Origin of the sequence: Amycolatopsis sp. cg13 (assembly GCF_041346965.1) — a bacterium.
In the GTDB taxonomy this organism is placed as follows: Bacteria; Actinomycetota; Actinomycetes; order Mycobacteriales; family Pseudonocardiaceae; genus Amycolatopsis.
In genome coordinates this window covers 2,964,419-2,990,393 of the sequence record NZ_CP166848.1, presented here as the reverse complement: position 1 = coordinate 2,990,393, position 25,975 = coordinate 2,964,419, and the positions used below count along the sequence as shown (strand labels likewise).

General features: G+C 70.0%; 22 protein-coding genes. 15 read left to right on the top strand and 7 right to left on the bottom strand.

The genetic code is table 11. The features are described from left to right. Window positions 1-22: 22 nt before the first annotated feature. The 5 genes from AB5I40_RS13460 to AB5I40_RS13440 form a co-directional block, all read right to left on the bottom strand. Window positions 23-622: an alkaline shock response membrane anchor protein AmaP gene (locus tag AB5I40_RS13460; RefSeq protein ID WP_370938830.1), complete on the bottom strand. Its 600-nt coding sequence runs from the start codon at window positions 620-622 to the stop codon at window positions 23-25. Beyond that, on the bottom strand, window positions 622-1,155 hold the full coding sequence (locus AB5I40_RS13455) for a DUF6286 domain-containing protein (RefSeq protein WP_370938828.1): 534 nt from the start codon (window positions 1,153-1,155) through the stop codon (window positions 622-624). The genes AB5I40_RS13460 and AB5I40_RS13455 overlap by 1 nt, the downstream gene beginning before the upstream one ends. Beyond that, window positions 1,155-1,541, bottom strand: a complete 387-nt coding sequence (locus AB5I40_RS13450) for an Asp23/Gls24 family envelope stress response protein (RefSeq protein WP_344267437.1) — start codon at window positions 1,539-1,541, stop codon at window positions 1,155-1,157. The genes AB5I40_RS13455 and AB5I40_RS13450 overlap by 1 nt, the downstream gene beginning before the upstream one ends. Beyond that, a complete protein-coding gene (locus AB5I40_RS13445) occupies window positions 1,538-1,714 on the bottom strand; it encodes a hypothetical protein (protein WP_009075692.1) in 177 nt (58 codons plus the stop codon). Before AB5I40_RS13445 ends, AB5I40_RS13450 begins: the two co-directional genes overlap by 4 nt. A gap of 334 nt (window positions 1,715-2,048) precedes the next feature. After that, the gene (locus AB5I40_RS13440; RefSeq protein WP_370938827.1) at window positions 2,049-2,504 is read right to left on the bottom strand and encodes an Asp23/Gls24 family envelope stress response protein; all 456 of its coding nucleotides are present in this window, start codon (window positions 2,502-2,504) and stop codon (window positions 2,049-2,051) included. A 277-nt stretch (window positions 2,505-2,781) separates the two neighbouring features. On the opposite strand from AB5I40_RS13440, the gene AB5I40_RS13435 reads away from it, so the two are divergent. Beyond that, the gene (locus AB5I40_RS13435; protein WP_370938826.1) at window positions 2,782-3,006 is read left to right on the top strand and encodes a hypothetical protein; all 225 of its coding nucleotides are present in this window, start codon (window positions 2,782-2,784) and stop codon (window positions 3,004-3,006) included. 132 nt (window positions 3,007-3,138) lie between these two features. Continuing rightward, a complete protein-coding gene (zapE, locus tag AB5I40_RS13430) occupies window positions 3,139-4,182 on the top strand; it encodes a cell division protein ZapE (RefSeq protein WP_370938825.1) in 1,044 nt (347 codons plus the stop codon). Here zapE and AB5I40_RS13425 read toward each other — a convergent pair. After that, window positions 4,124-4,705 (bottom strand): phosphatase PAP2 family protein, encoded by a 582-nt coding sequence (locus AB5I40_RS13425; protein WP_370938823.1) that lies wholly within the window; start codon window positions 4,703-4,705, stop codon window positions 4,124-4,126. The two genes, zapE and AB5I40_RS13425, sit on opposite strands and share 59 nt — an antisense overlap. Before the next feature lie 77 nt (window positions 4,706-4,782). Here AB5I40_RS13425 and AB5I40_RS13420 point away from each other — a divergent pair, with 77 nt between their 5' ends. From AB5I40_RS13420 to AB5I40_RS13410, 3 genes are read left to right on the top strand one after another with little or no spacing between them, the layout of a single operon-like run. Continuing rightward, window positions 4,783-5,916 carry a serine hydrolase domain-containing protein gene (locus AB5I40_RS13420; protein ID WP_370938821.1) on the top strand — a complete coding sequence of 378 codons (1,134 nt, stop codon included), beginning with the start codon at window positions 4,783-4,785 and terminating at the stop codon, window positions 5,914-5,916. A gap of 35 nt (window positions 5,917-5,951) precedes the next feature. Next, complete coding sequence (locus AB5I40_RS13415; protein ID WP_370938820.1) at window positions 5,952-6,302, top strand: EF-Tu/IF-2/RF-3 family GTPase; 351 nt, start codon at window positions 5,952-5,954, stop codon at window positions 6,300-6,302. Between the two features lie 45 nt (window positions 6,303-6,347). Beyond that, window positions 6,348-7,826: a hypothetical protein gene (locus AB5I40_RS13410; protein ID WP_370938819.1), complete on the top strand. Its 1,479-nt coding sequence runs from the start codon at window positions 6,348-6,350 to the stop codon at window positions 7,824-7,826. Window positions 7,827-7,872: 46 nt separating this feature from the next. On the opposite strand, the gene rocD is transcribed toward AB5I40_RS13410, so the two are convergent. Next, the gene (gene rocD / locus AB5I40_RS13405) at window positions 7,873-9,111 is read right to left on the bottom strand and encodes an ornithine--oxo-acid transaminase (protein ID WP_370938818.1); all 1,239 of its coding nucleotides are present in this window, start codon (window positions 9,109-9,111) and stop codon (window positions 7,873-7,875) included. Between the two features lie 184 nt (window positions 9,112-9,295). On the opposite strand from rocD, the gene AB5I40_RS13400 reads away from it, so the two are divergent. From AB5I40_RS13400 to AB5I40_RS13355, 10 genes are all read left to right on the top strand, one after another. After that, on the top strand, window positions 9,296-10,150 hold the full coding sequence (locus tag AB5I40_RS13400; protein ID WP_370938817.1) for a PPK2 family polyphosphate kinase: 855 nt from the start codon (window positions 9,296-9,298) through the stop codon (window positions 10,148-10,150). A gap of 21 nt (window positions 10,151-10,171) precedes the next feature. Continuing rightward, the gene (locus AB5I40_RS13395) at window positions 10,172-12,268 is read left to right on the top strand and encodes a prolyl oligopeptidase family serine peptidase (protein WP_370938816.1); all 2,097 of its coding nucleotides are present in this window, start codon (window positions 10,172-10,174) and stop codon (window positions 12,266-12,268) included. A 499-nt stretch (window positions 12,269-12,767) separates the two neighbouring features. Next, complete coding sequence (locus AB5I40_RS13390) at window positions 12,768-14,252, top strand: aspartate aminotransferase family protein (RefSeq protein ID WP_370938815.1); 1,485 nt, start codon at window positions 12,768-12,770, stop codon at window positions 14,250-14,252. After that, the gene (locus AB5I40_RS13385) at window positions 14,249-15,541 is read left to right on the top strand and encodes a lysine N(6)-hydroxylase/L-ornithine N(5)-oxygenase family protein (RefSeq protein ID WP_370938814.1); all 1,293 of its coding nucleotides are present in this window, start codon (window positions 14,249-14,251) and stop codon (window positions 15,539-15,541) included. Before AB5I40_RS13390 ends, AB5I40_RS13385 begins: the two co-directional genes overlap by 4 nt. Beyond that, window positions 15,538-17,331, top strand: a complete 1,794-nt coding sequence (locus AB5I40_RS13380) for an IucA/IucC family siderophore biosynthesis protein (RefSeq protein WP_370938813.1) — start codon at window positions 15,538-15,540, stop codon at window positions 17,329-17,331. The genes AB5I40_RS13385 and AB5I40_RS13380 overlap by 4 nt, the downstream gene beginning before the upstream one ends. After that, the gene (locus tag AB5I40_RS13375; RefSeq protein ID WP_370938812.1) at window positions 17,328-18,641 is read left to right on the top strand and encodes a glutamine synthetase; all 1,314 of its coding nucleotides are present in this window, start codon (window positions 17,328-17,330) and stop codon (window positions 18,639-18,641) included. Before AB5I40_RS13380 ends, AB5I40_RS13375 begins: the two co-directional genes overlap by 4 nt. Before the next feature lie 84 nt (window positions 18,642-18,725). Beyond that, entirely contained in the window at window positions 18,726-20,138 is a 1,413-nt protein-coding gene (gene sthA, locus AB5I40_RS13370) for a Si-specific NAD(P)(+) transhydrogenase (protein WP_370938810.1), read from the top strand. Window positions 20,139-20,213: 75 nt separating this feature from the next. After that, window positions 20,214-22,148 (top strand): intein-containing Rv2578c family radical SAM protein, encoded by a 1,935-nt coding sequence (locus tag AB5I40_RS13365; RefSeq protein ID WP_370938809.1) that lies wholly within the window; start codon window positions 20,214-20,216, stop codon window positions 22,146-22,148. Window positions 22,149-23,138: 990 nt separating this feature from the next. After that, entirely contained in the window at window positions 23,139-24,935 is a 1,797-nt protein-coding gene (aspS, locus tag AB5I40_RS13360) for an aspartate--tRNA ligase (RefSeq protein WP_370938808.1), read from the top strand. 42 nt (window positions 24,936-24,977) lie between these two features. Then, on the top strand, window positions 24,978-25,919 hold the full coding sequence (locus AB5I40_RS13355) for a DUF389 domain-containing protein (RefSeq protein ID WP_370938807.1): 942 nt from the start codon (window positions 24,978-24,980) through the stop codon (window positions 25,917-25,919). Window positions 25,920-25,975: the final 56 nt, after the last annotated feature.

The following is a 25,975-nucleotide window of genomic DNA, read 5'->3' as shown; positions in this document are numbered from 1 at the left end:
GCATTCTGGGCGAAACGCGGGATCAGCGCACGCGTGCCGAGCCGGCCGTGTCGAGTTCGAGCCGCACCGCGGTCGGCAGCGTCTCGACGCCGAGCGATTCCCTGGCCCGGGTCAGCACGTACGAGTCGAGGTCTTCCCACACCCGCCGGACTTCCGTGCCCTCGGCCAGCCAGAGCGTGATCCGCAAGGCCGGTTCGGCCACCGTGCCCACCGACCGGACGCGCGCCCGGGTAACCCCGTCAATGCTCTCCACATCCGTTTGGACGGCCCCGGCCAGCGCCCCGGAGGTGACGGTCAGCTCCGAGCCGATCGTCTCGTCGAGCTTCAGGTCCGGACGGCGTTCCGGGCGCAGCGAACGAAAAAACCACCACAGCCCGAACACCAGCAGCAGTACCCCGAGCACAACCGCGCCGATCCGCGCGTACAGCACATGGTCGCCGAGCCAGCCGACCGCGATCGGATCGAGCACCGGCCGGTGCCCGCGGAACTGCCCGAGCCACCCCATGCCGACCACCAGCGCACCGGCGCCAGCCAGCAGTCCGAGCACGCCGACCAGGGAGGTCAGCGTGCGCTCGGCACCGTACGAACGACCTTGCGCGCGACGCGCCGCGGAAGCACTCATCACCGGTCCTTCGGAGAGTCGACGACCACAGACACCTTCGGTCGGCGCTGCAGCGGGAGATCGTCCAGCACCCCGGATACGGTCTCCAAGAGCCGCGGCCGCAGCTGTTCCTCGTTTTCGAGACGGCTCGTCGCGCGCACGCGCACCCTGCGAGAGCTGGCCGTCACGGACGCGCCGCGCACGTTGTCCTCCGCGCGCACCGCCACTCCGACCAACCGCGCGAGCGCTCGCGGCGAGGTGCTCACCGTGATGCCGTCGGCAGGGTCGGTCATCCGCACCGCGCGGTCGCCCGCACCGAGCGCCAGCAACAGAAGCACGAGTCCGGCGAGCACCGCGATCCCGGCGGCGATCCGCACCGGCGTGCTGGTCCAGTCCAGCTCGGCGATCGCGGTCTTCCACCGCGGCCACGGCACGAGCAGCGGTCCCTTGCCGGGCTGCCACCAGGCCCAGCCGACCTCGAGCGCCAGCAACGCGCCGCCGGCGGCGACGGCCAGGCCGAGCAGTGTCGACAGAAGACGGACGAGGACGCGCATCATCGCACCCTCGGCGGCACGTCCGGCAGCAGCGCGGTGACCGTCACCGCGACCGAACGCACGTGATAGGAGGTGATGCGTTCGACCTCTTCGACGACCTTGGCGCGCACCTGCCCGGTCACTTCCCGCACCGGTGCCGGATAGCGCAGCGCGAGGTCGAGGGACAGCTCGACGTCGTTGTCCGAACCGCCGACCTTCGCGGACGCACCGGAAGTCCCGGTGCTGACGCCGGCGACGCGGCGCTCGGTGAACATCGTCCCGGGCACCTGGTCGGCGGCGTGCTGCGCGACCTTGCGGACCACGGCCTGGGCGATGGTCAGCGAACCGCGCTCGGCGGGTTCCGGAAGATCGCTGCGGGACGGCCCTGCCTCGACCGCCCTGGTCACTTGTCTCGGCCCTTCCCGAACAGGTCGCCGAGGTCGAGTTCGCCGTCGAGGACCCGGCCGACCACGAGCCCGATGATGCCGACCGCGAAGGTCACCAGAAACGCGGTGAACCCCTGAGTGGCGGCCAGGCCGAGAATCAGCCCGGCGAGGATCCCGGTCTGCGTTGCGTTCAACGTGCGCCCTCCTGGGATTGCGTGCTGCGGTGCGTTGGGTTGATGTCTGATCTGACGTTCTGCGGTACTGGGGTTCGCAGTTGGTGCGGCGTGCTGCGGCTAGCGGTTCCGTGACTGGCACGGCGGTGCGTTCGCGGCCGGGGCGGCTTCGGCTTGCGCGCGCTTCGGGATTTCCGGAGCTGGCGTGCTGCCGCTAGTCCGTCCAGCCTGGCTGTGCGGTCCGAAGCGTTTCGGCTTCAGCGCCGCAGCGCTGGCACACCTGGGCCGCCAGGACCGACGCGGTGTCGAGTCCACGGGACAACCTGAGTGCGCCGACGCACTGGCGACTGACTGGTCACTCGACCCGGCTCGACTCGGGTTCGTCCTCCTCGCCGGGCAGGTGGATGTCGTTGACCGAGATGTTGACCTCGATCACCTCGAGCGCGGTGATCTGCTCGACCGCGGTGATGACATTGCGCCGGACGTCGCGGGCGACCTCCGCGATCCGAGCGCCGTATTCGACGACGACGTCGAGGTCGATCGCGGCCTGCTTCTCGCCGACCTCCACCGAAACGCCCGCGGTGGAGGTCGCGCCCGAGCCCGGGATGCGGTCCCGGATGGCCCCGATCGCCCGCGAGACCCCGCCGCCGAGCGCGTGCACTCCGGCGACCTCGCGCGCCGAAAGCGCCGCGATCTTCTGCACGACCAGCGACGAAATCGTGGTGCGCCCAGCGGTGTCCGTCTGCTCGACCGAAGTCAGCGCGGCAGACGAAACAGCAGTCGGCACATCGGGCCGGTTCGGGGTCGGCATGGTTCCTCGCTCCCTGTATGCGGACATAGCGCGTCCAGTGTCACCGCGAGCGGCCCGCGGCGCCGGAAACGTACTCGCCCCAAGGACCTCCCGACCGGGCGAAAACTCACGCGGCATCCCTCGAACGGGTGAGTTGGCAAGCGGCCAGCGAGGCGGCAACCGAACTCCCGTCCTGCGCTGGCGACGGTGGTGCCCCAAGTTCACCGCACTGCGCCTCGGGCCTTCGGGCACCGATGATCGACCCCGCTCGGCCCGGTTCGCCATTTGCACCGGGCCGGTGCCGCAGCTCAGCCCAGTGTCGCGGCGCTGGGGCAGCCGTTTCGCCATTTGCACCGGGCTGGTCCCGCAGCTCGGCCCGGTGTCGCGGCGCTGGGTCAGTCGCTTCGCCATTTGCGCCGGGCTGGTGCCGCAGCTCAGTCCGGTGTCGCGGCGCTGGGTCAGCCGCTTCGCCGCTCGCGTCGACTCTCCGCCGCGCCGCCGGACCAGCGCGGCCGCTCGGTGACAGTCGCCACACGCACCCCGCCTCGCCCGCCCTGCGCGCGGCCAAAGGTGGATCCGACCAGGGGATTTGCCGCATTCGGCGGCACCGAGGCAAGCCGAACCCGCCGCAACGGGGCGGATAGGCTCTTCCACCATGCCCGCAGCTGCGCTGACCGACCGGTTTCCCGAGCTTGGGGCCGACGAGCTGATCGCGTCCCTCGTGCCGCCGCCGCGGTTCGGCGAGGCTCGGTTTTCCACGTACCTTCCCAACCCGGACGAGCCCAGCCAGGCGGCCGCGGTCGAGGCGTGTTCCGCGTTCGCTTCGCGGATCGGCGCGGCGAAGGCCAAGAAGTCCCGGCTGCGGTCGCTGTTCGGCGGCGGGGCGGCGATTCCGGACGGGCCGATGGGGCTTTATCTCGACGGCGGGTTCGGCGTCGGCAAAACCCACCTGCTCGCCTCGACCTGGCATGAGACTCCGGGACCCAAGGCGTACGGGACGTTCGTCGAGCTGACCCACCTCGTCGGCGCGCTGGGGTTCGCCAACGCGGTCGCGCGGTTGTCGGAGCATCGGCTGCTGGCGATCGACGAATTCGAACTCGACGACCCCGGCGACACCACGCTGGTCAGCCGGTTGCTGCAGGAGCTCACTGACGCGGGCGTCTACGTCGCGGCGACCTCCAACACGTTGCCGGACAAGCTGGGCGAGGGGCGGTTCGCGGCGGAGGACTTCCTGCGCGAGATCCAGGCGTTGTCGCGGCGGTTCGGCGTCGTGCGGGTCGACGGGCCGGACTACCGGCACCGCGGGCTGCCGGATGCGCCGCCGCCGGTCGGGGACGACGAGATCGACGTCTCGGCGGCCGCGCACGAAGGGTCCACTGTGGACGAGTTCAGTGCGTTGATGACGCATCTCGAGCGCCTGCATCCCTCGCGGTACGGGAAGCTGCTCGACGGGGTGCGGCGGGTGCACCTCAAGCACGTGACGCAGGTGCCGGACCAGATGGTCGGGCTTCGGCTGGTCGCGCTGGCGGACCGGTTGTACGACCGGGCGATCCCGGTGGTCGTGTCCGGCGTGCCGCTGCCCGAGCTGTTCGGCGAGGAGATGCTGAACGGCGGCTACCGCAAGAAATACCTGCGCGCGATCAGCCGGTTGACGGCTCTGGCGCGCGACGCGGTGACAGCGCCGCCCGCAACGCGGTGACCACGGCGGCGGCGAAGCAGACGCCGCCGGCGATGTCCGTGAGGTAGTGGTAGCCGAGGCCGATCATGCCTACGGCGGCACAAGCGACCAGCACCGCGCCCACTGCGACGGCGATTGCCTTGAAGCGGACTAGCAGTACTACGACGGTGAGCACGGCTACCAGGCTGACGGTGTGGCCGCTCGGATAGACGAGCGTGCCTTCTTTCCAGCGGTCGAAGACCGGTTTCAGCGCCCAGCTGTTGAGGGCGATGGCGAGGAACGGGCCTGCTACAGCGAGCAGTGCGTCGCGTCGAGAACGTTGGTAGAGACAGATTCCCGCGATGACAACGACGGCGGGAATGAGCACGTACGGCTCGGTGGGCAGCACGAGAGCGTTGAGCAGGCCTGGGCTCAGCGTCGAGGCGGACCTGTCGGCCCATTGGTCCACAGTGCCCGGTGCGTAGGGCGCGACGAGCAGTCCCAGCACAAGCGTGGCGAGCGCGCAGAGCGCGGCGAAGAGGGCGAGAGTCCGCCTGGCGATCACGAAGCGAAGCCTAGTCACATTCACCGCCGCGCGCGGGTCCTCCTTTCGACAACTGACGATCGGAGGGACAAGAACCCATGGGGGACATCGAAATCCAAGGCACGGTCGCGGACGGCTTCGAGGCGGTCCGCGACGAGTTCGCCACGGCGGCCGAGGCGAGTGCGGGCGTGCAGTTGGCGGTCCGCGTGCGCGGGCGGCTGGTGGTCGATCTTTGGGCGGGCGACGTCACGGGGGAGACGTTGACCGGCGTCTACTCCTCGACCAAGGGTGCGACGACGCTCGTGGTGGCGTTGCTCGTGCAGGACGGCGTTCTCGACCTGGACGAGCCGGTCGCGCGCCACTGGCCGGAGTTCGCTGCCGCGGGCAAGGGCGGGATCACGGTGCGAGATGTGCTGAGCCACCGTTCCGGAGTGATCGGGGCGGACGGAGGGCTGACCGCCGAGGAACTTGCGGACGATCGGGCGATTGCCCAAAGGCTGGCTGGGCAGCGGCCGTTCTGGCGACCGGGATCTGCATACGGCTACAGCGGATTCGCCGGGTTCTCGATCGTTGCCGAGGTGGTTCGGCGGGCCACCGGGCGGTCGGTGCAGGAGCACTTCGAGGAGAGGGTGCGCGAGCCGCACGGACTCGACTTGTACCTCGGGCTGCCTGAGCAGGAAGAGCACCGGTACCGCGAGGTGCTGGCGGGGGAGGCGAGCGCGGAGGAACTGGCGGCGTTTCAGGCATACGTTCCGGGGCCGCTCAGCCTGGGCGGCATCGGCTACGGGCTCGACTCGACGCCGCCGCTCGATCAGGTGGCGTTCGTCAACACTCGCCGGGTGCGGGCGCTGGGGCAGGCTTCCGCTGGCGGGATCGGCAGCGCGCGCGGGCTGGCCGGGCTGTACGCGGCTGCCGTGTCCGGTTTGGACGGACGGCCGCCGCTGCTCGAACCCGGCACGCTCGGCGAGTTCGCCATGCTCCATTCCACCGGCCGCGACCTGGTGACCGGCGACGCGGGCCAGTACGCGCTCGGGTTCCAGGCGAAGGGGCTGCGGTATCCGTTCCTCAGCGCGAATGCGTTCGGGCACAACGGATCCGCCGGGTCCGAGTCCTTCGTGGACCCGCGCAGCGGCATCGCTTTCGGGTACACCCGGCGGCAGTTCTCCGCGACCTGGTCCTATCCGGAACACGACCGGCTGGCCGCGGCGGTCCACACGGCGGCCAGCCGGTGAAAGCCGCGCAATCGCCGTGATGCGATGCTTGTCCCATGTCGTTGTTCTCGCGCCGTCCGGCTGAAACCCCGTCCGGTCCGTTCCGTTTCCGGATCTCCGAGATCTACCAGATCCCGACGCGCGGAGTCGTGGTCACTGGCACGGTCGTCGACGGCACCGTCCAGGTCGGCGCGAACGCGGTGGTGCGGCTGCCCGGCGGCCCCCGCGAGGTGGTGGTGACGAGGATCGAAACGGCGCGCCGCAAGCGGCAGTCCGCGGAAGCCGGTGCTGAGGCCGGGCTCTACCTGTCCGGCCTCAGCACCGGTGACATCCCCACCGTGCCGGGCGGCGACGGGCAGCAGCAGGACAACACCGGGCTGAGCGGCGTCGAGGTGACGTCGGCCTGACCTCTGCCTGGTGGCTTCGCGCGGAGTGCAGTAAACACACCGATCGTGCTCAATTCACCAGAACCGCGGCGGTCTCCGGCGATCCGGCTGATCCGGTTCCTGCGGCTGGTGTACGCGCTGCCGCTCGGGCTCGCGATCGCGGGCATCGTCGGCGGGTTCGTCCTCGGCTACGGCTGGTACCTCGCGGCCGCGTCGATCGGTCTCGGTCTCGCCATCCTGGTGCTGACGCTCGCCAGCACCGCCCGCTCGCTGCGCGGAACCGCCTCGCCGCAGGGCATGCGTTTCGTCCAGCAGCACGGCGACCGCGCGCTCGCCAAGATCGAGCGACTGAAAACGACCGGGACGCAGATCAACGACGCGTACGTCACCGAACTGAAGCTCGTCGTCGCGCCGCCGAATGAGACTGCGTATAGGGCGACCGCCCGGGAGCTGATCCACCCGCTTCGTTCCGCCGCGTATCAGCCGGGCACGGTCGTCGTGGTGAGGCAGAGTCCACGGCATCCCGGTGTGGTCGTGGTGGATGCCGACCCGCCGCGAGGGTGGATTGACCGGCCGTGGCAAGTCGGGGTCATCGGCGAGGATCGCACGCCGGAACCTGAAGCGCGGCTGGGGAATGCTGCCGGACGGCTGGCGATGACAGCAGTGAGCACCGTCGTCATCGCGGCGGCGTTGCTGGTGCCGATCCGCGACGACGTCCTCGGCCAGCTTCTCTCCCCTCTGGACCTGTTCACTGCGGATGATTTGCGTACTGGTGTGGCGAAACTGTCCGCCGAAAGCGAGCGTTTCGAAGACCTGACAGTGGAATCGGGCCAGCTGCGAGCCACAATTCCCGGCGCGTATCTCAGTTATCGCGGCGGTGCGGTCAAACGCGACTCGTCCAGCACCAGCGCGCCGGAGAAGCAATTCGCCGCGAGTGAGGTCAATTTCGCTGCGATACCCGGCCTCGTCGCGAGCTTCGGAGGAGACCCGGCGGATGCGCGCGTGCGCATCAGCCGCGAGGACGTCGGGATCACGATGACCGTCCGGTCCGGCAAGGACAGCAACCGCGAACTGGTCGCGGACGCTAAGGGCGTCCCGGCTCTCATGACGGATGCATTCACTGAGCAAGGTTTCCGAGAGGTCGCCGCGCTGCTGATCAAGGTGAGCGGCCGTCAGGAAGCGTACGAAGCGATCATCCGCACCGACCACGTCGAGTTCCAGGTACCCGGCCCTGGCGCGGGCACTTCGGACGACTACGACTGGCGTCGCGGACGTCTCGTCGAACACCGGCCCTCGCCGATCCAGCCGGATCCGGGCGCGCCGCTGTTCGCGTTGTCGGAGCTGTCGCCGAAGGCGCTGCCCGCGATCCTCGCGAAGGTGGACGAGCGCATGCCCGGCTTCCCTCGCGACAAGGTTTCGGTGGCGCTGCGGGAGAACGACGGCACGTGGAGCCTCAGCACGTCCGTCCAGGACGAGTATGGCCGCGGCATCGACGTGACTGCCTCGCCGGACGGGTCGACCGTCGCGGTGATGCCCACCCGGTGACCGCCGCCCGGAAAACGGCGGTCACCGAGCAAGCCAGCCGCCCGAGTCAGCCGCGCACGACCTGAGCGATCGCGTCGATCCCGCGGTCCAATTCGGCCTCGGTGATCACCAGCGGCGGCGCGACGCGCAGCGTGCGGTCGTGCGTTTCCTTGCACAGCACGCCCAACCCGGCCAACGCCTCGGACGCCGCGCGCCCGGTCGGTCCGCCCGGCGCGATGTCGACGCCTGCCCACAGACCGCGTCCGCGCACCTCCGAAACGCCGTCGCCGACCAGCTTCGCCAGCCGCTCGTGCAGGTGCGCACCGAGTTCGGTGGACCGCTTCTGGTACTCGCCGGTCTGCAGCATCCGCACCACGGCGCGGCCGACGGCGCAAGCCAGCGGGTTGCCGCCGAAGGTCGAGCCGTGCTCGCCCGGCTTCAGCACGCCCAGCACGTCGCGGCTGCCGACCACTGCGGACACCGGGACGATGCCGCCGCCGAGGGCCTTGCCCAGCGTGTACAGGTCCGCGCGGACACCTTCGTGCTCCAACGCCAGCACGGTGCCGGTGCGTGCGAGACCGGACTGGATCTCGTCGGCGATCATCAGCACGTTGTTCTCGTCGCACAGCCGTCGCACTGCGGCGAAGAACCCTTCAGGCGGTACGACGACGCCTGCCTCGCCCTGGATCGGCTCCATCAGCACTGCCGCCGTACGCGGCGTGATGGCCGCCTTCAACGCTTCAGCGTCGCCGTAAGGCACCTGGATGAAGCCCGGCGTGAAAGGCCCGTAGTCGGCGCGCGCGGTTTCGTCGTCGGAGAACGAGACGATGGTGGTGGTGCGGCCGTGGAAGTTCGACGCCGCGACCACGATTTCCGCCGTGCCCGCCGGAACGCCCTTGACCTGGTAGGCCCACTTGCGGGCGACCTTCACCGCGGACTCCACGGCCTCGGCCCCGGAGTTCATCGGCAGCACCATTTCAGTGCCGGTCAGCTCGGCCAGCTCGCGGCAGAACAGGCCCAGCTGGTCGTGGTGGAACGCGCGGGAGGTGAGCGTGACGCGGCCCAGCTGCTCGGTCGCGGCGGCGATCAGCTCGGGGTTGCGGTGGCCGAAGTTGAGCGCGGAGTAGCCGGCCAGGAAGTCCAGATAGGACTTGCCGGCCACGTCGGTCACCGAAGCGCCCTCGGCTTCGGCGATCACGACCGGCAGCGGATGGTAGTTGTGCGTGCTCCATTGCTCGTCGAGCGCGATGAAGCCGTCGGAGGAGGTGGGACGCGCGGTGCCGGCAGGCTGGACGGACGCTGTCATGCGTTCAGGCTAGAGGCCGTTCGCGGGGAGTTCAGCCGGGAAACGTTGCTTTCCCCCGTCGTTCGTTGCGCAATCGAGGGGGCTGACCGGCGATTCGCTGCGCGGCTCGCTCGACCGGATGACACCCGCCCGCACCGGCGGAGAAGTCCCCGGGTTCGGCCGCCGGTGCGGTTATCGTCCCGAGATGGCGAAGAAGCAGCAGAACGGAAACCGGGTCCGCGACGCGCTCCGGGCGGGCGACGAGCTGCCGGACCCGGCTTCGTCGCCCGTGGGGCCGGAGAAGAAGGCGAAGGGCGGCAAGAAACTCGAGTCCGCGGGGGAACAGCTCGCCGGGTTGCAGGAAGCGCTGTACGCGGAGGGCATCGGCGGCGGCTCGCGCAGCGTGCTGTTGGTGTTGCAGGGCATGGACACCTCCGGCAAGGGCGGCACCGTCGGCCACGTGCTCGGCCTGGTGAACCCGATGGGCGTGCACTACGCCGGGTTCAAGAAGCCGACGGCCGCCGAGCGCAAGCACGATTTCCTGTGGCGCATCCGCAAGAAGCTCCCGACACCGGGTCACCTCGGCGTGTTCGACCGGTCGCACTACGAGGACATTCTGGTGCCGCGAGTACTCGGTCAGCTCCCTGCCGCCGAGCGACGGCAGCGCTACCAGCAAATCAACGTATTCGAGAAGGAGCTGACCGACAGCGGCACTGCCGTGGTGAAGGTCTTCCTGCACATCTCGCCGGAAGAACAGCTCCGCAGGCTCACCGCGCGGCTGGACCGTCCGGAGAAGCGGTGGAAGTTCGACCCGTCGGACATCGAGGCGCGCCGACAGTGGCCCGCCTACCAGAAGGCGTACGCCGACGTGTTGAAGCGCACGTCGACCGAGCACGCTCCCTGGTACGTCGTGCCCGCGGACCGCAAGTGGTACCGGAACTGGGCGGTCGCCGAGCTGCTGGTCGAGACGCTGACCGAGATGGACCCGCAGTTCCCGGAGCCGACCTACGACGTCGAAGAGCAGCGGGCCGCGCTGCAGGGTGTTGGCGTGCCCGGCTGATGATCTGAAAGAGTGCTGATCGTGACCGATCTCGCTCTCGACGACGTACCGTTCCTCCGCCAGCAGGCCCGCACTCAGCGGTTCACCCTCGGCGCGCCCAAGCAGTTCCGGGTCGCCCCGGACGGTTCGCGGGTGCTGTTCCTGCGCAGCGCCACCGGCACCGATCCGCGGCACAGCCTGTGGTCGTTCGACCTCGCGACCGGCGAGGAGACGAAGCTGATCGACGCCGCCGAGCTGGTGTCCGGCGACGAGGACCTGCCGCCGGAGGAGCGGGCGCGCCGCGAGCGGGCCCGCGAGACCGGCGGCGGCGTGGTGGCCTTCGGCGTCGACGACGCGTTCACCGTCGTCACCTTCACGCTCTCGGGGAAGCTCTACACGCTCGACCTCGCGAGCGGCGAGACGCGCATCCTGGTCGACGGGTCCGTGATCGACCCGCGGCCGAACCCGACCGGCACGCACGTCGCTTACGTGCGCGAGCGTCGGCTGCGCGTCATCGAGCTGGCCACCGGCGAGGACCGCGTGCTCGTCGGCGAGGACAACGAGGACGTCACCTGGGGTCTCGCGGAGTTCATCGCGGGCGAGGAGATGGACCGCACGCGCGGCTACTGGTGGGCTCCGGACGGACGCAGCGTGATCGTGGAGCGCGCGGACCGCGGGCCGGTGCCGCGCTGGACGATCGGCGACCCGGCGAACCCGCAGCAGCCGGCGAACGTCGTGGCGTATCCGTCGGCTGGCTCGCCGAACGCCGAGGTGTCGCTGGCCGTGCTGGATCTCGACGGCAACCGCGTCGACGTGGCGCAAGGCGATTGGGAGTACCTCGTCACCGTGCACTGGTCGGCGGGCGGCAAGCCGCTGCTGGCCGTGCAGCCGAGGGATCAGAAGAAGCTCACCGTGCTCGCGCTGGATCCGGCCGACGGCTCGGTGGCCGAGGTGCACACCGAGACCGACGAGAACTGGGTCGAGATCTTCCAGGGCGTGCCCGCGTGGACCGCGGACGGCAAGCTGGTGGTGGAAAGCGCGGCTGACGGCGATCACCGGCTCCTCGTGGACGGCAAGCCCGTCACGCCGCCAGGAATGCAGCTGCGGATGGTGCTGCACGTCGGCGACGAAATCCTTTTCACCGCTTCGGAAGCCGACCCGACGCAGATCCACCTGTACCGCACCGAAGGCGACACGGTGGGGCGACTGTCCACAACGGACGGTGTGCACGTCGGTGCGGGCAGCGCGGCGCTCACCGTGCTTTCCTCGTGGAGCCTCGACCACAGCGGGCCGAAGGTGACCGTGCTGCGGGACGGCATCGAGGTGGGTTCGATCGAATCGTCCACTGTGGACCCGGAAGTCGTGCCGAACCTGACCTGGCTCACCCTCGGCGAACGCCGGCTGCGCGGGGCTTTGGTGCTGCCGCGCGGATACGAGCCTGACGAGGGCAAGCTGCCGGTGCTGCTCGACCCGTACGGCGGCCCGCACGCGCAGCGGGTTCTCCAGAGCCGCAACGCTTTCCTGACTCCGCAGTGGCTCGCCGACCAAGGCTTCGCCGTGCTGGTCGTGGACGGTCGCGGGTCGCCCGGCCGCGGACCGGCGTGGGAGAAGGAGATCGCCGGCACGCTCGCCGACGTCACGCTCGCCGACCAGGTCGACGCCCTGCACGCGGCCGCCGAGGCGCACCCCGAGTTGGATTTGGAACGGGTCGCGATCCGCGGCTGGTCCTACGGCGGCTACCTCTCCGCGCTCGCCGTGCTGCGGCGACCGGACGTGTTCCACGCGGCAGTCGCGGGCGCGCCGGTCACCGACTGGTCGCTGTACGACACCCACTACACCGAGCGCTACCTCGGAAAGCCCGACGAGGAACCGGAAAGCTACGAGCACAACTCGCTCATCGCGAGCGCCGGTTCGCTCGAGCGGGCGCTGCTGATCGTGCACGGGTTGGCTGACGACAATGTCTTTCCGGCGCATGCGCTTCGGCTTTCGTCGGCGTTGCTGGCGAAGGGCCGTGCGCACGGATTCCTGCCGCTCGCGGGCGCGACGCACATGACACCGCAGGCTGAGGAGGTTGCGGAGAACTTGATGCGGACGCAGGTTGAGTGGATTCATAGGGAATTGGCTGGTCTGGCTTCGTAGTTGTGTGCGGGAGCTGTGTTTGATGGCGCCGGCTCCGCCGTCGCGTGCGGGATCGCCTTTAAGTCGGCGTGTCGAGGAGCAGCGCGCCCGGCCCGGGGGGCCGTGCACGCTGCTCCTCGACACGCCGACGCGATCCCGCGTTGTGGTCCAGTTAGCTGGGCGTGGGCGGAGTGATCACGGACTGGCTCGTTGTCTCGGGGTTGTCGGCTCGCTCGTGGCGAGACGGTTTCGAGCGGGTGTTGGGCCGGCGTGCTGATTTTCGCGAAACGGCCGGTGCTTCCTTGGTGGGGGCACCGGCCGTTTTTTGTGTGGTGATGGGGGCGGGCGGGTCTTGGTGGGCGGAGGCGGTCGGGGGTAGCGGGGTCCCCGTATGGCGGACGCGTGGGGGCGGTTTGCCCAAGCATGCTGGGGCACGGGTGCGGCCCCGGTCGCGGGCTCTCGGTGGGTATCCGTATTGTTGCGCAGGGTAAGGCAAGGTTACCCTAAGAAAGGCGGTTCCATGGCGGATGCGCCCTCAGTGCCGGCGGCCTCCAAGTCCGGTGTCGCTTCGGCGGAGTGGCTCGCCGGAGGGGTCGGCGGCGCGGACCGGTTGGGCCAGCTGCTTCCTGCGGCATTGCGCGGGATGGCGGCGGGTACGGCGGAACGCGGCGGGCCGGTTCCGGCCGGTGGTCCAGCCGCGGTCGCGGCCTCGCTCGCTCGTGGCCAGTCCTCCGGGCTCGCGCGGGACGGAGTGGGCGCGGAGCAAGCCTTGGAAGAGCTGTCCGCGCTGCTTGCCGCTGGATCCGCCGATCCTGCCGATCCGGCGTGCGCCGCGCATCTGCACTGCCCGCCGCTGGCGGTTTCCGTCGCCGCTGACGTCGTCGCCTCCGCGCTGAACCCGTCCATGGACTCCTGGGACCAGGCCCCGGTCGCGAGCGAGATCGAGCGCGAGTTCACCACCGGCCTCGCCCGGCTCTGCTACCCGGACGCCGCCCGCCCGGACGCCGTCGTCACCTCCGGCGGCACCGAATCCAACCTCCTCGGCCTCCTGCTCGCTCGCGAATCCGGTGTCACACGACCGGTTTGCGGCGCTAATTCGCACCACAGCGTCGCTCGCGCGGCGTGGCTGCTCGGGCTGCCCGCACCGGTCGTGGTGCCGTGCGTGGACGACCGGATGGTCCCGTCCGCGCTGGCCGAGGCGTTGGCACCGCTTGGCGCGCAGGCCGTGGTGGTCGCGACCGCGGGCACCACCAACACCGGACGGATCGACCCGTTGCCGGAGATCGCCGAGATCTGCCGCCGGACCGGAGCGCGGCTGCACGTCGATGCGGCGTACGGTGGTCTCGCGCTCTGCAGCGAGGCTCTCCGTTCTCGCGTCGCAGGTCTGGAGCTTGCCGATTCGGTCGCGCTTGACCTGCACAAATTCGGCTGGCAGCCGGTCGCGGCTGGGGTGTTCTGCGCGCGCGGGGAGGCTGATCTGCAGGCACTTACCGTCCGCGCCGAGTACCTCAACGCCGATGACGACACTGAAGCTGGACTGCCCGATTTGCTCGGCCGTTCGCTGCGGACGTCTCGGCGTCCGGACGCGTTCCGGATGGCGGTCACGCTGCGCGCGCTCGGCACGTCCGGGATCGGTGCGCTGGTGGAACGCTGCTGTGCCAACGCTTCCGGCGTGCACGCGATGGTCGAGGACCATCCGGCGTTGCGGTCGTGGGGTGCGCCTGAACTGTCCACAGTGGTCTTCCGGCCGGTGGTGGCGGACGAGCTGGCCGGGGACGACCTGGTCGCGCAGGTGCGCCGGACGTTGCTGGAAGACGGCACCGCGGTGATCGGCCGTGGCGCGCTGCCGACTGGTCCGGACGGTACTTCGCAGCTGTGGCTCAAGCTCACCCTCCTGCACCCGCACACCACGCCCGCCGACTACCGGCCGCTGCTCGACGCGGTGGCCACCGTCGCGGCCGACCTGCGTGCGACTGTCTCGCGGGAAAGCCCGGTCGCCTCGTGAGGCGCTATGACATCGCCGGGGTCGGAATCGGGCCGTTCAACCTGTCGCTGGCCGCGCTGGCGGATCCGCTCGACCAGTTGGAGGTCGTGCTGTTCGACGCGCGCCCCGAGTTCCGCTGGCACCCCGGGCTACTCTTGGACGGCGCGACGCTGCAGGTCCCGTTCCTTGCCGACCTGGTGACGCTCGTCGACCCGACCAGCCGCCACTCGTTCCTCAACTACCTGCGGGAACGCGGCCGGTTGCTGCCGTTCTATTTCGCCGAGCGGTTCCATCTGCCGCGCGCCGAGTACGACGATTACGGACGCTGGGCGGCGTCCCGGCTGCCGTCGTGCCGGTTCGGGCACGAGGTCACCGGGCTGCGCTGGATCGACCGCGAAGACGCGTTCGAGCTGACCGTCTCTGGTTCAGATCCGGTGTTGGCGGCGGCTGTCGTGCTCGGTGTCGGCACGCAGCCGAGCGTGCCGGAACCGTTGCAGCCCTTGGTGTCCGCGTCGGACGTGCTCGCCCTGCATTCCGCTGACTACCTCGCGTGCCGGTCTGAGCTGGTCGCCGCGGATTCGGTGACGGTCGTCGGTTCGGGACAATCAGGAGCGGAGGTGTTTCTCGACCTGCTGCGTTCGCGGTCCACTATGGACGGTCTGCGCTGGCTTGCGCGCACGACGGCCTTCGCGCCGATGGAATACTCCAAGCTCGGCCTGGAGCAGTTCACCCCGGACTACACGGCGTACTTCCACGGCCTGCCCGAAGCGGTCCGCGACCAGCTTCTTCCGACGCAATGGCAGCTGTACCAAGGGATCGACGCCGAGACGATGGCGGAGATCCACGACGAGCTGTACCGGCGGAGCATCGGCGGCGGCTGGCCGGGCGCGGTGCTGACGCCGGGCGTCGAGGTGGTGTCCGCGACCGTCGGCGACGGGATCGAACTGGGGCTGCGGCATGCCCAGCAAGGAACGACCGCGGTGCATCGGACGTCCGCGGTGGTAGCTGCCACCGGCTACGCGGAAACGCCGACCGGGCCGTTGCTGCAGGGGCTCGGCGAAGCGGTTCGCCGCGACGCGCAGAGGCGGCTCGTGATCGGTGCCGACTATCGCGTCGAACTCGACGTGCCGGGGCCGTTGTTCGTGCAGAACGCGGAACGGCACACGCACGGCCCCGGCGCGCCGGATCTCGGGCTCGGCGCGTGGCGGGCAGCGGCGATTCTCAATGCGGTATGCGGAAAACCGGTGTACGACCTGCCCGAGCGGACGGCGTTCACCACGTTCGGCCTCGACCAGACGGAGGACCAGTGACCCTGACCGACGACGCCGCTTGGCGGGCCGCGGGCTCGCTCGTCACGCACAAAATGCTCGGCGAGCTGTCTTACGAAGCGATGCTGGTGCCGCAACCCGGCGAACCGACGCGGGCCGGACATCGCAGCTGGCAGCTCGATCTTCCCGACGACGTGTCGTACCGCTTCGAAGCACGCCGAGGCGCGTTCGAATCGTGGACCGTGCTGCCCGGCAGTGCAATCCGGGTCGCTCGCGGTGCGGAAGCTCCGGCGGACGACCCGCGCACGCTGATCGTCGACGCGCGCGAACGGCTCGGGCTCACCGGCCTCCGGCTCGCCGACGTCCTCGCCGAGCTGACCTCGACGGTCGCCAACGAGGCCACCCGGCTGCTCCGCGCACCGACCGCCGCCGCGCTGTCCACGATGGACTACAACCTCGCCGACGGCCACCTCACCGGCCACCCCCGGCTGGTGCTGAACAAGGGCCGCGTCGGGTTTTCCGCCCGCGACCGCGCCCGTTACGCGCCTGAATCCGGTGCCGACATCCGGCTGCGGTGGTACGCCGTGCATCGCGATCTCGCGCAGTTCCGCAGCGTCGCCGGGCTCGACGCGGAAACCTTGCTGCGCGAGGAGTTGAACGAGTCGACCCGCGCCGAATTCACTGCTCGCACGGCGCGTCTCGGCGCTCTCGCCGATTACGTCTGGGTGCCGGTGCATCCTTGGCAGGCCGACGAAATCATCGGCACGCTTTACGCCGCCGAGCTGGCGACCGGCCGGATGGCCGAGCTGGGGGAGAGCAGCGACGTCTACCGTCCACATCAGACTGTACGGACCCTTGCCAATAGCTCGCGGCCCGATCGGCGTGACGTGAAAACCGCGGTCTCCGTAAGGAATACGCTCGTCTACCGCGGCCTGAACTCCGCGGCGACGCTCGCCGGGCCGTCGGTCACCGAATGGCTGCGCGGGATCGACGCGGCCGATCCGCTGCTGTCCGAGAAATACCGCTTCGAGCTGCTCGGCGAGGTGGCGAGCGTTTCGGTGCGGCATCCGCTGTTCGGGTCGCTGGAGGAGCTGCCGTACCGGTTCCACGAGACGCTCGGTGCGCTGTGGCGGGAGCCCCTCGTCGCCCGGCTCGGCGAGGGGGAGCAGGCGATCTCGTTCGCGGCCTTGCCGTACCGCGATGCCGCCGGGGAAACCGTCCTGACCAGGCTGATCACGCAGTCCGGCGACGGTGCGGAGGCGTGGTTGTCACGGCTGTTCGACCTGCTGCTCACGCCGTTGCTGCACTGGCTGCTCCAGTACGGAGTCGGATTCTGCCCGCACGGCCAGAATCTCGTGCTGGTGGTGGACGCGGTTGGCCACCCGTTGCGCGTCGCGATCAAGGACTTCGCGCAGGGCGTCGACCTGCTGGACGAGGAACTTCCCTGCTACGCGGACCTTCCGCCGGACGCCGATGCCGACATGCTGCGCTGGCCCGCGCATCTGCTCGCCCAGTCGCTGTTCAGCTCGGTTTTCTCCGGCCAGCTGCGGTTCTGGGCGGAGCTGCTGCTGGACGATCTCGACCTGGCGCGCGGCGACTTCTGGGCGTTGGTGCGGGAGGTAGTCGGCCGCTATCGCGACGAAAACCCCGAGGTGGCCGAGCGATTCGACGCTTGTCGGCTGTTCGCGCCGGACGTCGAGCGCGTCACGCTCAACCGCGAACACCTCGCCGGACAGGGGTTCGACAAGGTCGAGCGCGACGACGAGTTCGACGTCCGCTGGGGTCGTGTGCCGAACCCGTTGCGCGCGCCCGATCCGGACGGTGCCTGGTGAGCCCGTTCGACCGTCCGGTCGGGCCTCGTTCGCTGGCAGTGCGCGCCGAAGCGGGCTCGGAGGCGGCGGAAGTGTTGCGTCGAGTGCTTGCCGAGGACGGCGCTCGGCTGGTGCTGTTGGTGCCCGATCCGCACGCGCGGTTCGCGGCGGTCGAGCTGGCCGCGCCGTTCGCCGCCGAGGTGCTGGACAGCGGATACGGCGTGTGCAGCTACGTCTTCGCTTGGACACCGGAGCGGGAGCCGTTGCCGGAGATCGGCCCGCTGAAGCCGTATCTCGGCGGGTTCGGCGACCTGCGCGTGCGGCTCGACGCGGCGACGGCGCTTCCGCTCGGCGACCGGACGTGGGCGGTGGTCGGGGACGCGGAGTTCCCGTCCGGCGAACCGGCCGGGCTCGCGCCGCGGACGGTGTTGCGCAGGCAGCTTGCGCGGTTGGAAGAGCACGGGCTGGTTCCGTCGATCGGGATCGAGCACGAGGTGGTTTTCCGGAACCTGGAAGGAGATCCGCTCACCGGGCATGGCGTGGACTACGCCGTCGGCGGCACCGAACGCCTCGCGCCGCTGCTCGCTGATCTGCGCTCCGCCACGGCCGGTCTGGGCGTGGAATCGGCGCGGGCGGAGTGCCATCCGGGCCAGTACGAGGTCGTCCTGCGGCATCGCGACGCGCTCGCGGCCTGCGATGACGCGTTGCTGCTGCAGATGGTGACCCGGCGGGTAGCCGCTGAGCATGATGCGCAAACCGACTATCTCGCCGCGCCGGAGCCCGGTCAGGGGAATTCCTGTCACGTCCACCTGTCACTGTCCACATCAGACGGACCAGTCGGGTTTCCGTTCGCGCTGGCGGCTTTTCTCGCCGGAGTGCTGCGGGACGCGCGGGCGTTGTCCGCGGTCTGGGCTCCGACGTGGAACAGCTACGTCCGGCTCCGGACCGCCCCGTTCTCGCCGCGCGAACTGCGCTGGGGGCCGGATGACCGGACCGCGTCGATCCGGCTGTGCGGGACGTCGTCCGCGCCGCGGCTGGAGTTCCGCTTCGCGGGGGCCGATGCTCAGCCGCACCTCGTCGTCGCCGCGCTGATCGCCGCTGGCACCGCTGGCCTGGCCGAACAGCTGTCGCCGCCTGACGCGGGCGCCCTGAGCGGACAGCTGGCGTCGTCGCCGTGGGAGGCGCTGGCGTTGCTGGAGGAGGGGCGGGCCGCCGAGTTGCTGGGGGAGGACGTCGCCGCGCAACAGGCCGCCTTGCTGCGCGAGGAACTCGACACCGCGCTCGGGTCGGTCGCCGATCTGCACCGCCGCCGGGGCGCCTTGCGGTCCTGACCAGCCGAATTGTTGCTGACGAGCCGGTGCCGACCCGGTCGTGAGGACTTGCGCGGACTGCCGCGAGTGCGCAGGCTCGGGGCCGTGAGCGAATACGAGTACGACCTCATCGTCATCGGCTCGGGCCCGGGAGGGCAGAAAGCCGCCATCGCGGCGGCGAAACTGGGGAAGAAAGTCGCCGTCGTCGACCGGCACGACATGGTCGGCGGCGTGTGCGTCAACACGGGCACCATCCCGTCCAAGACGCTGCGCGAAGCCGTGCTGTACCTGACCGGAATGAACCAGCGCGAGCTGTACGGCGCGAGCTACCGGGTGAAACAGGACATCACCATCGCGGATCTGATGGCGCGCACGCAGCACGTCATCGGGCGCGAGGTCCAGGTGGTGCGTGCGCAGCTGCTGCGCAACCACGTCGATCTCATCGGCGGCATCGGCTCGTTCGCCGATCCGCACACCGTCCTGGTCGACGGCAAACACCGCGGCGACCGGCGCACGATCACCGGCGACTACGTCGTCATCGCGACCGGCACCCGTCCCGCGCGCCCGGACCACGTCGACTTCGACGCCGCGCGCGTGCTCGACTCGGACGAGATCCTGGCGATGGAGACGATCCCGTCGTCGCTGGTCGTGGTGGGCGCGGGGGTGATCGGGATCGAGTACGCGTCGATGTTCGCCGCGCTCGGCTCGCGGGTGACGGTGGTCGAGCAGCGCGACCAGATGCTCGACTTCTGCGACCCGGAGATCGTGGAATCGCTGAAGTTCCAGCTGCGCGACCTCGGTGTCACGTTCCGGTTCGGGGAGAAGGTCGCGAACGTCGCGGTCTCCGACGACGCCACCGTGACGACGCTGGTCAGCGGCAAGCGAATCCCGGCGGACGCGGTGATGTACTCGGCCGGCCGCCAGGGCATGACCGGCGCGCTGGCGCTGGAGAACGCGGGTCTGAGTGCGGACAAACGCGGCAGGCTGGAGGTCGACGAGCACTACCGCACGTCGGTCGAGCACGTGTACGCGGTCGGCGATGTGATCGGCTTTCCGGCTTTGGCGGCGACCTCGATGGATCAGGGCCGTCTCGCCGCGTACCACGCGTTCGGCGAACCGGCGAACGACATCGGCGCGTTGCAGCCGATCGGGATCTACACGATCCCGGAGATCTCGTACGTGGGTGCGACCGAGGCGCAGCTGACGTCGTCTTCGGTGCCGTACGAGGTCGGTATCGCGCGCTATCGGGAGCTGGCGCGCGGGCAGATTTCCGGGGACAGCTATGGGATGTTGAAGCTGCTGGTGTCGACGGCGGACCGGAAGTTGTTGGGAGTGCACGTATTCGGCACCGGCGCGACTGATCTCGTGCACATCGGACAGGCGGTGATGGGCTGCGGCGGGACAGTGGATTACCTGGTGGACGCGGTGTTCAACTACCCGACGCTGTCCGAGGCGTACAAGGTGGCGGCCCTCGACGCGACGAACAAGATCCGCGCCTTGGAGCGCTTCGGCGGCTGAGCCGTTCGTCGCTCGTTCGAGGGGTGTTCGAACATATGTTTGACACGGCTTTAGAACATGTGTTCGACTGTTGGGGTGCGTTGGGAACAGTTGCGAGCGGGGAAGGAGGAGCCGGCACTCCCCGGTCTCGGTGCCTTCGGGGACGTGGTGCGCTCGGTGCGGGCGCCGGAGTTCGGCGGCGTCACCTTTCACGAGGTGCGCGCCCGGTCCGTGCTGAACCGGGTGCCCGAGTCGTCCGCGGTGCCGTTCCGGTGGTCGGTCAATCCGTATCGCGGGTGTTCGCACGCGTGCACGTACTGCCTCGAAGGCGACACGCCGGTCCTGATGGCCGACGGCCGCTCGAAGCCGATCGCCGACCTGCGCGTGGGCGACCGGATCATGGGCACGCGCGGGCACGGCGTCGCGCGCAGGCTCGTGCCCACCGAGGTGCTCGCGCACTGGACCACGGTGCGCCCGGCGTACCGCGTCACACTCGACGACGGCACGCGGATCGTCGCCGGGCCGGACCACCGGTTCCTCAGCGCACGCGGCTGGAAGTACGTCACCGGCAGCAAACTCGGCACCGCGCAACGGCCGCACCTGGAACCCGGCACAGAACTGGTCGGCGCGGGCCGGTTCGCCCGCACGCCGGACGACACGCTCGGCTACCGCGCCGGGTACCTGTGCGGAATGCTGCGCTCAGGCGGTTTCGCAGCGGAATCGGACGCCGCCTCGCGAGCCTTGGCGTACCTGCCCGATTTCGGCTCGTCAGTGGGTTTCATGCGAATCCCGCGAGAGCCGGACGCCCACTGGGCGCGCGGATTCCTAGCCGGGCTGTTCGACCTTGCGGGCGGCTACCGGCGCGGCACGCTCTCCATCGCGCACGACGAGAACGAAGTCGTGGACATGCTGTTCGCCGCACTGGACCGTTTCTCGTTCAGCTACGACACCGTCGGCCACCGCCAGCACCCCGGCCGTCGGCAGGCCCGGCTCACCGGCGGAACCGGAGAAGTGCTGCGCTTCCTGCACCTGGTCGACCCCGCGGTCGAATGGAAACGCTCCCTGGACGGCACCGTGATCGGCGGCGTCCGGCGCACGGTCACGAGCGTCGCGCCGGTGGGTCTGGAGTTGCCGCTGTTCGACATCACGACGGGCACCAGCGATTTCATCGCCGACGGGATGGTGTCGCACAACTGCTTCGCGCGGAACACCCACACCTACCTGGACTTCGATGCCGGCCGGGATTTCGATACGCAGGTCGTGGTCAAGGTCAACGCCCCGGAAGTGCTGACCGCGCAATTGAAACGCCCGAGCTGGCAACGGGAACCGGTCGCGATGGGCACGAACACTGATCCTTACCAACGCGTCGAAGGCCGCTACCGGTTGATGCCCGGGATCATCCGCGCACTCGCCGACTCCGGGACGCCGCTGTCGATCCTCACCAAGGGCACCATGCTGAGCCGGGACCTGCCTTTGCTGGAGTCGGTGAGCAAGGACGTCCCGGTCCACCTGGCAGTGTCACTGGCCCTGCTGGACGGCGACCTGCAACGTCGTCTGGAACCCGGCACCCCCACCCCGCGCGCCCGGCTGGACCTCATCCGCAAAGCCGCGGCGGCCGGGCTTCCGTGCTCAGTAATGGTCGCGCCAGTGCTGCCGTACCTGACGGATTCCCCCGAGGCGCTAGACCCGCTTTTCGCCCAACTAGCCGAGGCTGGGGCGACCAGAGTGACGGTGCTGCCGCTGCACCTGCGACCAGGCGCACGGGAGTGGTTCGCCGAGTGGCTGAAACGAGAGTACCCCGGGCTGGCCCCGCGATACCGCCGCCTGTATGCCCGAGGAAGCTACGCCGACCGCGGCTACCGAGAACGCCTGGCCACGGTGGTAGGCCCATTGCTGCGACGGCACGGGCTGGATCCGCGGGCGCCTCGGGCGCATTCGGAAACCCGGACGGACGCGGCTCCACCGGAGGAGACAGGGACCGCGGTACCGGAACAACGAGCGGGGGAGGCTGAACAGTTGCGGCTCTTGTGACTTGCTGGACTGGTGGCTTCCGGCGCAGCCTAGGCTGATCGAGCAGTCCAGACTGCGCCGGAAGCCGGAAGCCGGAAGCCGGAAGCCGGAAGCCGGAAGCCGGAAGCCGGAAGCCGGAAGCCGGAAGCCGGAAGCCGGAAGCCGGAAGCCGGAAGCCGGAAGCCGGAAGCCGGAAGCCGGAAGCCGGAAGCCGGAAGCCGGAAGCCGGAAGCCGGAAGCCGGAAGCCGGAAGCCGGAAGCCGGAAGCCGGAAGCCGGACCGCGCGACTGCCGCTTGGGGCGACCGCTGCTTGGGGCGACGAGCCTGCCCGCTGCCCGGGCCGGACGGCAATCCCGTGACGCGGGCGACCGGGCGACCGCACCGCGATCCATGCGGCGAGGCGGGCTGACGTGCCGAACCCTGCTTTGGCGTGGGCGTCGGGCCCGGGGGGCTGCCGCCTGCGGATCGTGGCGAACGGCGCGGCGCGCCCATCCTTGGGTACGAGCGGAGCCGCGCACCTCCCCAGCAGATATGCCGTGGAACCCAAAGCGGAGAGCCCGAACCGCCGCCCGAACCTGGCTCCGTTCCAGCGGCCCGCGCGTGCGCGTGTCGCTGCCCGAACCTGCCGTGGCCTCAGCTCCGGGCGTTCGCGCCGCCCCTGAACCAGCCGCCGCGCCTGCCCCGCGGCCCGAGCTAGCCCGCGTCACCGCTCGCACCCGCCCGCCACTCCAGTCCTGCTTGTCCCGCTCGCCGAGCCGCTTCGGCTGCCCGGTCCGCCGCCTGAACCGGACGCTGTCCCCGCCGCGCAGCTGAGCCACCCCTCGGCACCACCCGCCACTTCCGCCCCACCACACCCACCAGCCCGAGCCCGCCCAGCCACCCCGACCCAAACCTGCCCGCGCCCCCCGTCACCGGGTTCGTTAGCCTCTGTATCCGGCGAAATGCGTGCTCGGCCGAACAACCGAAAACGCCGCCGCACCCGAACTCGTGGACCTAGGGAGAGCAGTCGCAGTGCTCCGCACTCATCAAGCCGGCACTCTGCGTGCCGGGCAGGCCGGTCAGACCGTCACCCTCACCGGCTGGGTGGCGCGGCGGCGCGATCACGGCGGAGTCATCTTCATCGATCTCCGGGACGCCAGCGGCGTCGCGCAGGTCGTGTTCCGCGAGGGCGAGATGGCCGAGCGCGCGCACGCGCTGCGCTCCGAGTTCTGCGTGAAGGTCGTCGGCGAGGTGTCGCGGCGGCCCGAGGGCAACGCGAACCCGGACATCGCCACCGGCGAGATCGAGGTCCTCGCCACCGAGCTGGAAGTGCTGTCCGAGGCCGCTCCGCTGCCGTTCCCGATCGACGACCGGGTCGACGTCGGCGAGGAGGTCCGGCTCAAGTACCGCTACCTCGACCTGCGCCGCAGCGGCCCGGCGGCCGCGATCCGGCTGCGCAGCGAGGTCAGCCGCGTCGCGCGCGAGGTGCTGCACGGGCAGGACTTCGTCGAGATCGAGACGCCGACGATGACCCGCTCCACCCCGGAAGGCGCCCGCGACTTCCTCGTGCCCGCGCGGCTCAAGCCCGGCTCCTGGTACGCGCTCCCGCAGTCGCCGCAGCTGTTCAAGCAGCTGCTCATGGTCGGCGGCATGGAACGCTATTTCCAGATCGCCCGCTGCTACCGCGACGAGGACTTCCGCGCCGACCGGCAGCCCGAGTTCACCCAGCTCGACATCGAGATGAGCTTCGTCGAGCAGGACGACGTCATCGCGGTCGGCGAAGCCATCGTGAAGTCGCTCTGGAAGCTGATCGGCCACGAGATCGCCACCCCGATCCCGCGGATCACCTACCGCGAGTCGATGGCCAAGTACGGCTCCGACAAGCCGGACCTGCGCTTCGACCTCGAGATCACCGAGCTCACCGACTTCTTCGCCGACACGCCGTTCCGCGTGTTCCAGGCTCCGTACGTGGGCGCGGTCGTCATGGCGGGCGGGGCTTCGCAGCCGCGCCGTCAGCTCGACGCCTGGCAGGAGTGGGCGAAGCAGCGCGGCGCGAAGGGCCTGGCGTACGTCCTGGTCAACGAGGACGGCACGCTCGGCGGCCCGGTCGCCAAGAACCTTTCCGAGACCGAGCGCGCGAACGTCGCGGAAGCCGCGGGCGCGAAGCCCGGCGACTGCATCTTCTTCGCCGCGGGCAAGATTTCCGCCGCGCAGCCGCTGCTCGGCGCCGCGCGCGACGAGATCGGCCGCAAGCTCGGCCTGATCGACGAGGACGCCTGGTCGTTCGTGTGGGTCGTGGACGCGCCGCTGTTCGCGCCGGTCGAGGACATCGGCGACGACGTCGCGGTCGGCTCCGGCAAGTGGACCGCCGTGCACCACGCGTTCACCTCGCCGACCCCGGAGTGGATCGACAAGTTCGAGCAGGACCCGGGCAACGCGCTCGCCTACGCGTACGACCTCGTCTGCAACGGCAACGAGATCGGCGGCGGCTCGATCCGTATCCACCGCGAGGACGTCCAGAAGCGCGTGTTCGCGCTGATGGGACTCGGCGAGGAGGAAGCACAGGAGAAGTTCGGCTTCCTGCTCGAAGCGTTCCAGTTCGGCGCGCCCCCGCACGGCGGCATCGCGTTCGGCTGGGACCGCATCGTCATGCTGCTGGCCAAGGCCGACTCGCTGCGCGACGTGATCGCGTTCCCGAAGACCGGCGGCGGCTACGACCCGCTCACCGCCGCGCCCGCGCCGATCACCGCGCAGCAGCGCAAGGAAGCCGGGATCGACGCGAAACCGGTTGTCCCGCAGAACAAATCGGCTGCCGCACAGGAGAAGTAGCGGCGTGTCCGTCGAGAACGGCTGGCAGGGCGGGGCGGTCTAGTGCTGCACCTCAGGGCGATCTGCCCGCCGGAGCGCACTGACGAGACGCTGGAGCTGCTGCGCACCCATCCGGGCGCGGCGCACCTGATCGTGCACCGCGGGGCGTCCGTCTCGCCCGAGGGCGACCTCATCGAGGCGGACATCGCGCGGGAAGCGGCCGACGACATCGTCGACGCACTGTGCACGCTCGGTCTCGACCGCAGCGGCGGCATCACCATGGAATCGCTGGACACGGCGCTTTCCGATGCCGCCGACGCGGCCGAGGAAGCCGCTCCCGGCGAAGGCGCGGACGCGGTCGTGTGGCAGGAGCTGCTCGGCCGCACCGGCGAGGAATCGCGGTGGAACGCCACGTTCCAGGCGTTCCTCGCCATCGCGTGCCTGCTCGCCGCGGTCGGCGTGCTCACCGATTCGTCGGTCACGATCGTCGGCGCGATGGTGGTCGGGCCCGAGTTCGGCCCGCTCGCCGCGATCGCGGTCGGCGTGGTGCTGGGCCGCTGGGACCTGGTGCGCCGGGCCGGGGTCGCGCTGGCGCTCGGATTCCCGGTCTCCATGGCGATCACGCTGCTCGGCGTCCTGCTCGGCAGCACGGCCGGGCTCTTCGACCCGCACGCGATCGTCAACAACCACCAGGTCGATTTCGTGTACCAGGTCGGGCCCGCGTCGTTCGTGGTGGCATTGCTCGCCGGGGCGGCCGGAATGCTCGCGATGACGTCGGCGAAATCGGCCGCGCTGGTCGGCGTGTTCATTTCGGTGACGACCGTTCCGGCGGCCGGTTACGCGATGGTCGCGGCCGTCGCGGGGCGGTGGGACCGGGCCGGTTTTTCGGTGCTGCAGCTGCTGGTCAACCTCTTCGGAATCGTTCTTGCTGCGGCCATTGTGCTGATAGTTCGCCGACGCAAGCAACGTTCCGCGGCATTGCTGCGTCCGCTTTCCCGTGGGTGAATCCGGGCGCGTCCCGGCGCCCGGAACGTTGTGGTCATGGTTGCTCAGTCACGAGT

Bases quoted from the DNA above. Each gene is read 5' to 3' on its own strand.
- rocD (WP_370938818.1), bottom strand. From the start codon at position 9,111: ATGACAGCGTCCGTCCAGCCTGCCGGCACCGCGCGTCCCACCTCCTCC.
- AB5I40_RS13440 (WP_370938827.1), bottom strand. From the start codon at position 2,504: ATGCCGACCCCGAACCGGCCCGATGTGCCGACTGCTGTTTCGTCTGCC.
- AB5I40_RS13420 (WP_370938821.1), top strand. From the start codon at position 4,783: ATGGGGGACATCGAAATCCAAGGCACGGTCGCGGACGGCTTCGAGGCG.
- AB5I40_RS13400 (WP_370938817.1), top strand. From the start codon at position 9,296: ATGGCGAAGAAGCAGCAGAACGGAAACCGGGTCCGCGACGCGCTCCGG.
- AB5I40_RS13390 (WP_370938815.1), top strand. From the start codon at position 12,768: ATGGCGGATGCGCCCTCAGTGCCGGCGGCCTCCAAGTCCGGTGTCGCT.
- AB5I40_RS13415 (WP_370938820.1), top strand. From the start codon at position 5,952: ATGTCGTTGTTCTCGCGCCGTCCGGCTGAAACCCCGTCCGGTCCGTTC.
- zapE (WP_370938825.1), top strand. From the start codon at position 3,139: ATGCCCGCAGCTGCGCTGACCGACCGGTTTCCCGAGCTTGGGGCCGAC.
- AB5I40_RS13460 (WP_370938830.1), bottom strand. From the start codon at position 622: ATGAGTGCTTCCGCGGCGCGTCGCGCGCAAGGTCGTTCGTACGGTGCC.
- AB5I40_RS13455 (WP_370938828.1), bottom strand. From the start codon at position 1,155: ATGCGCGTCCTCGTCCGTCTTCTGTCGACACTGCTCGGCCTGGCCGTC.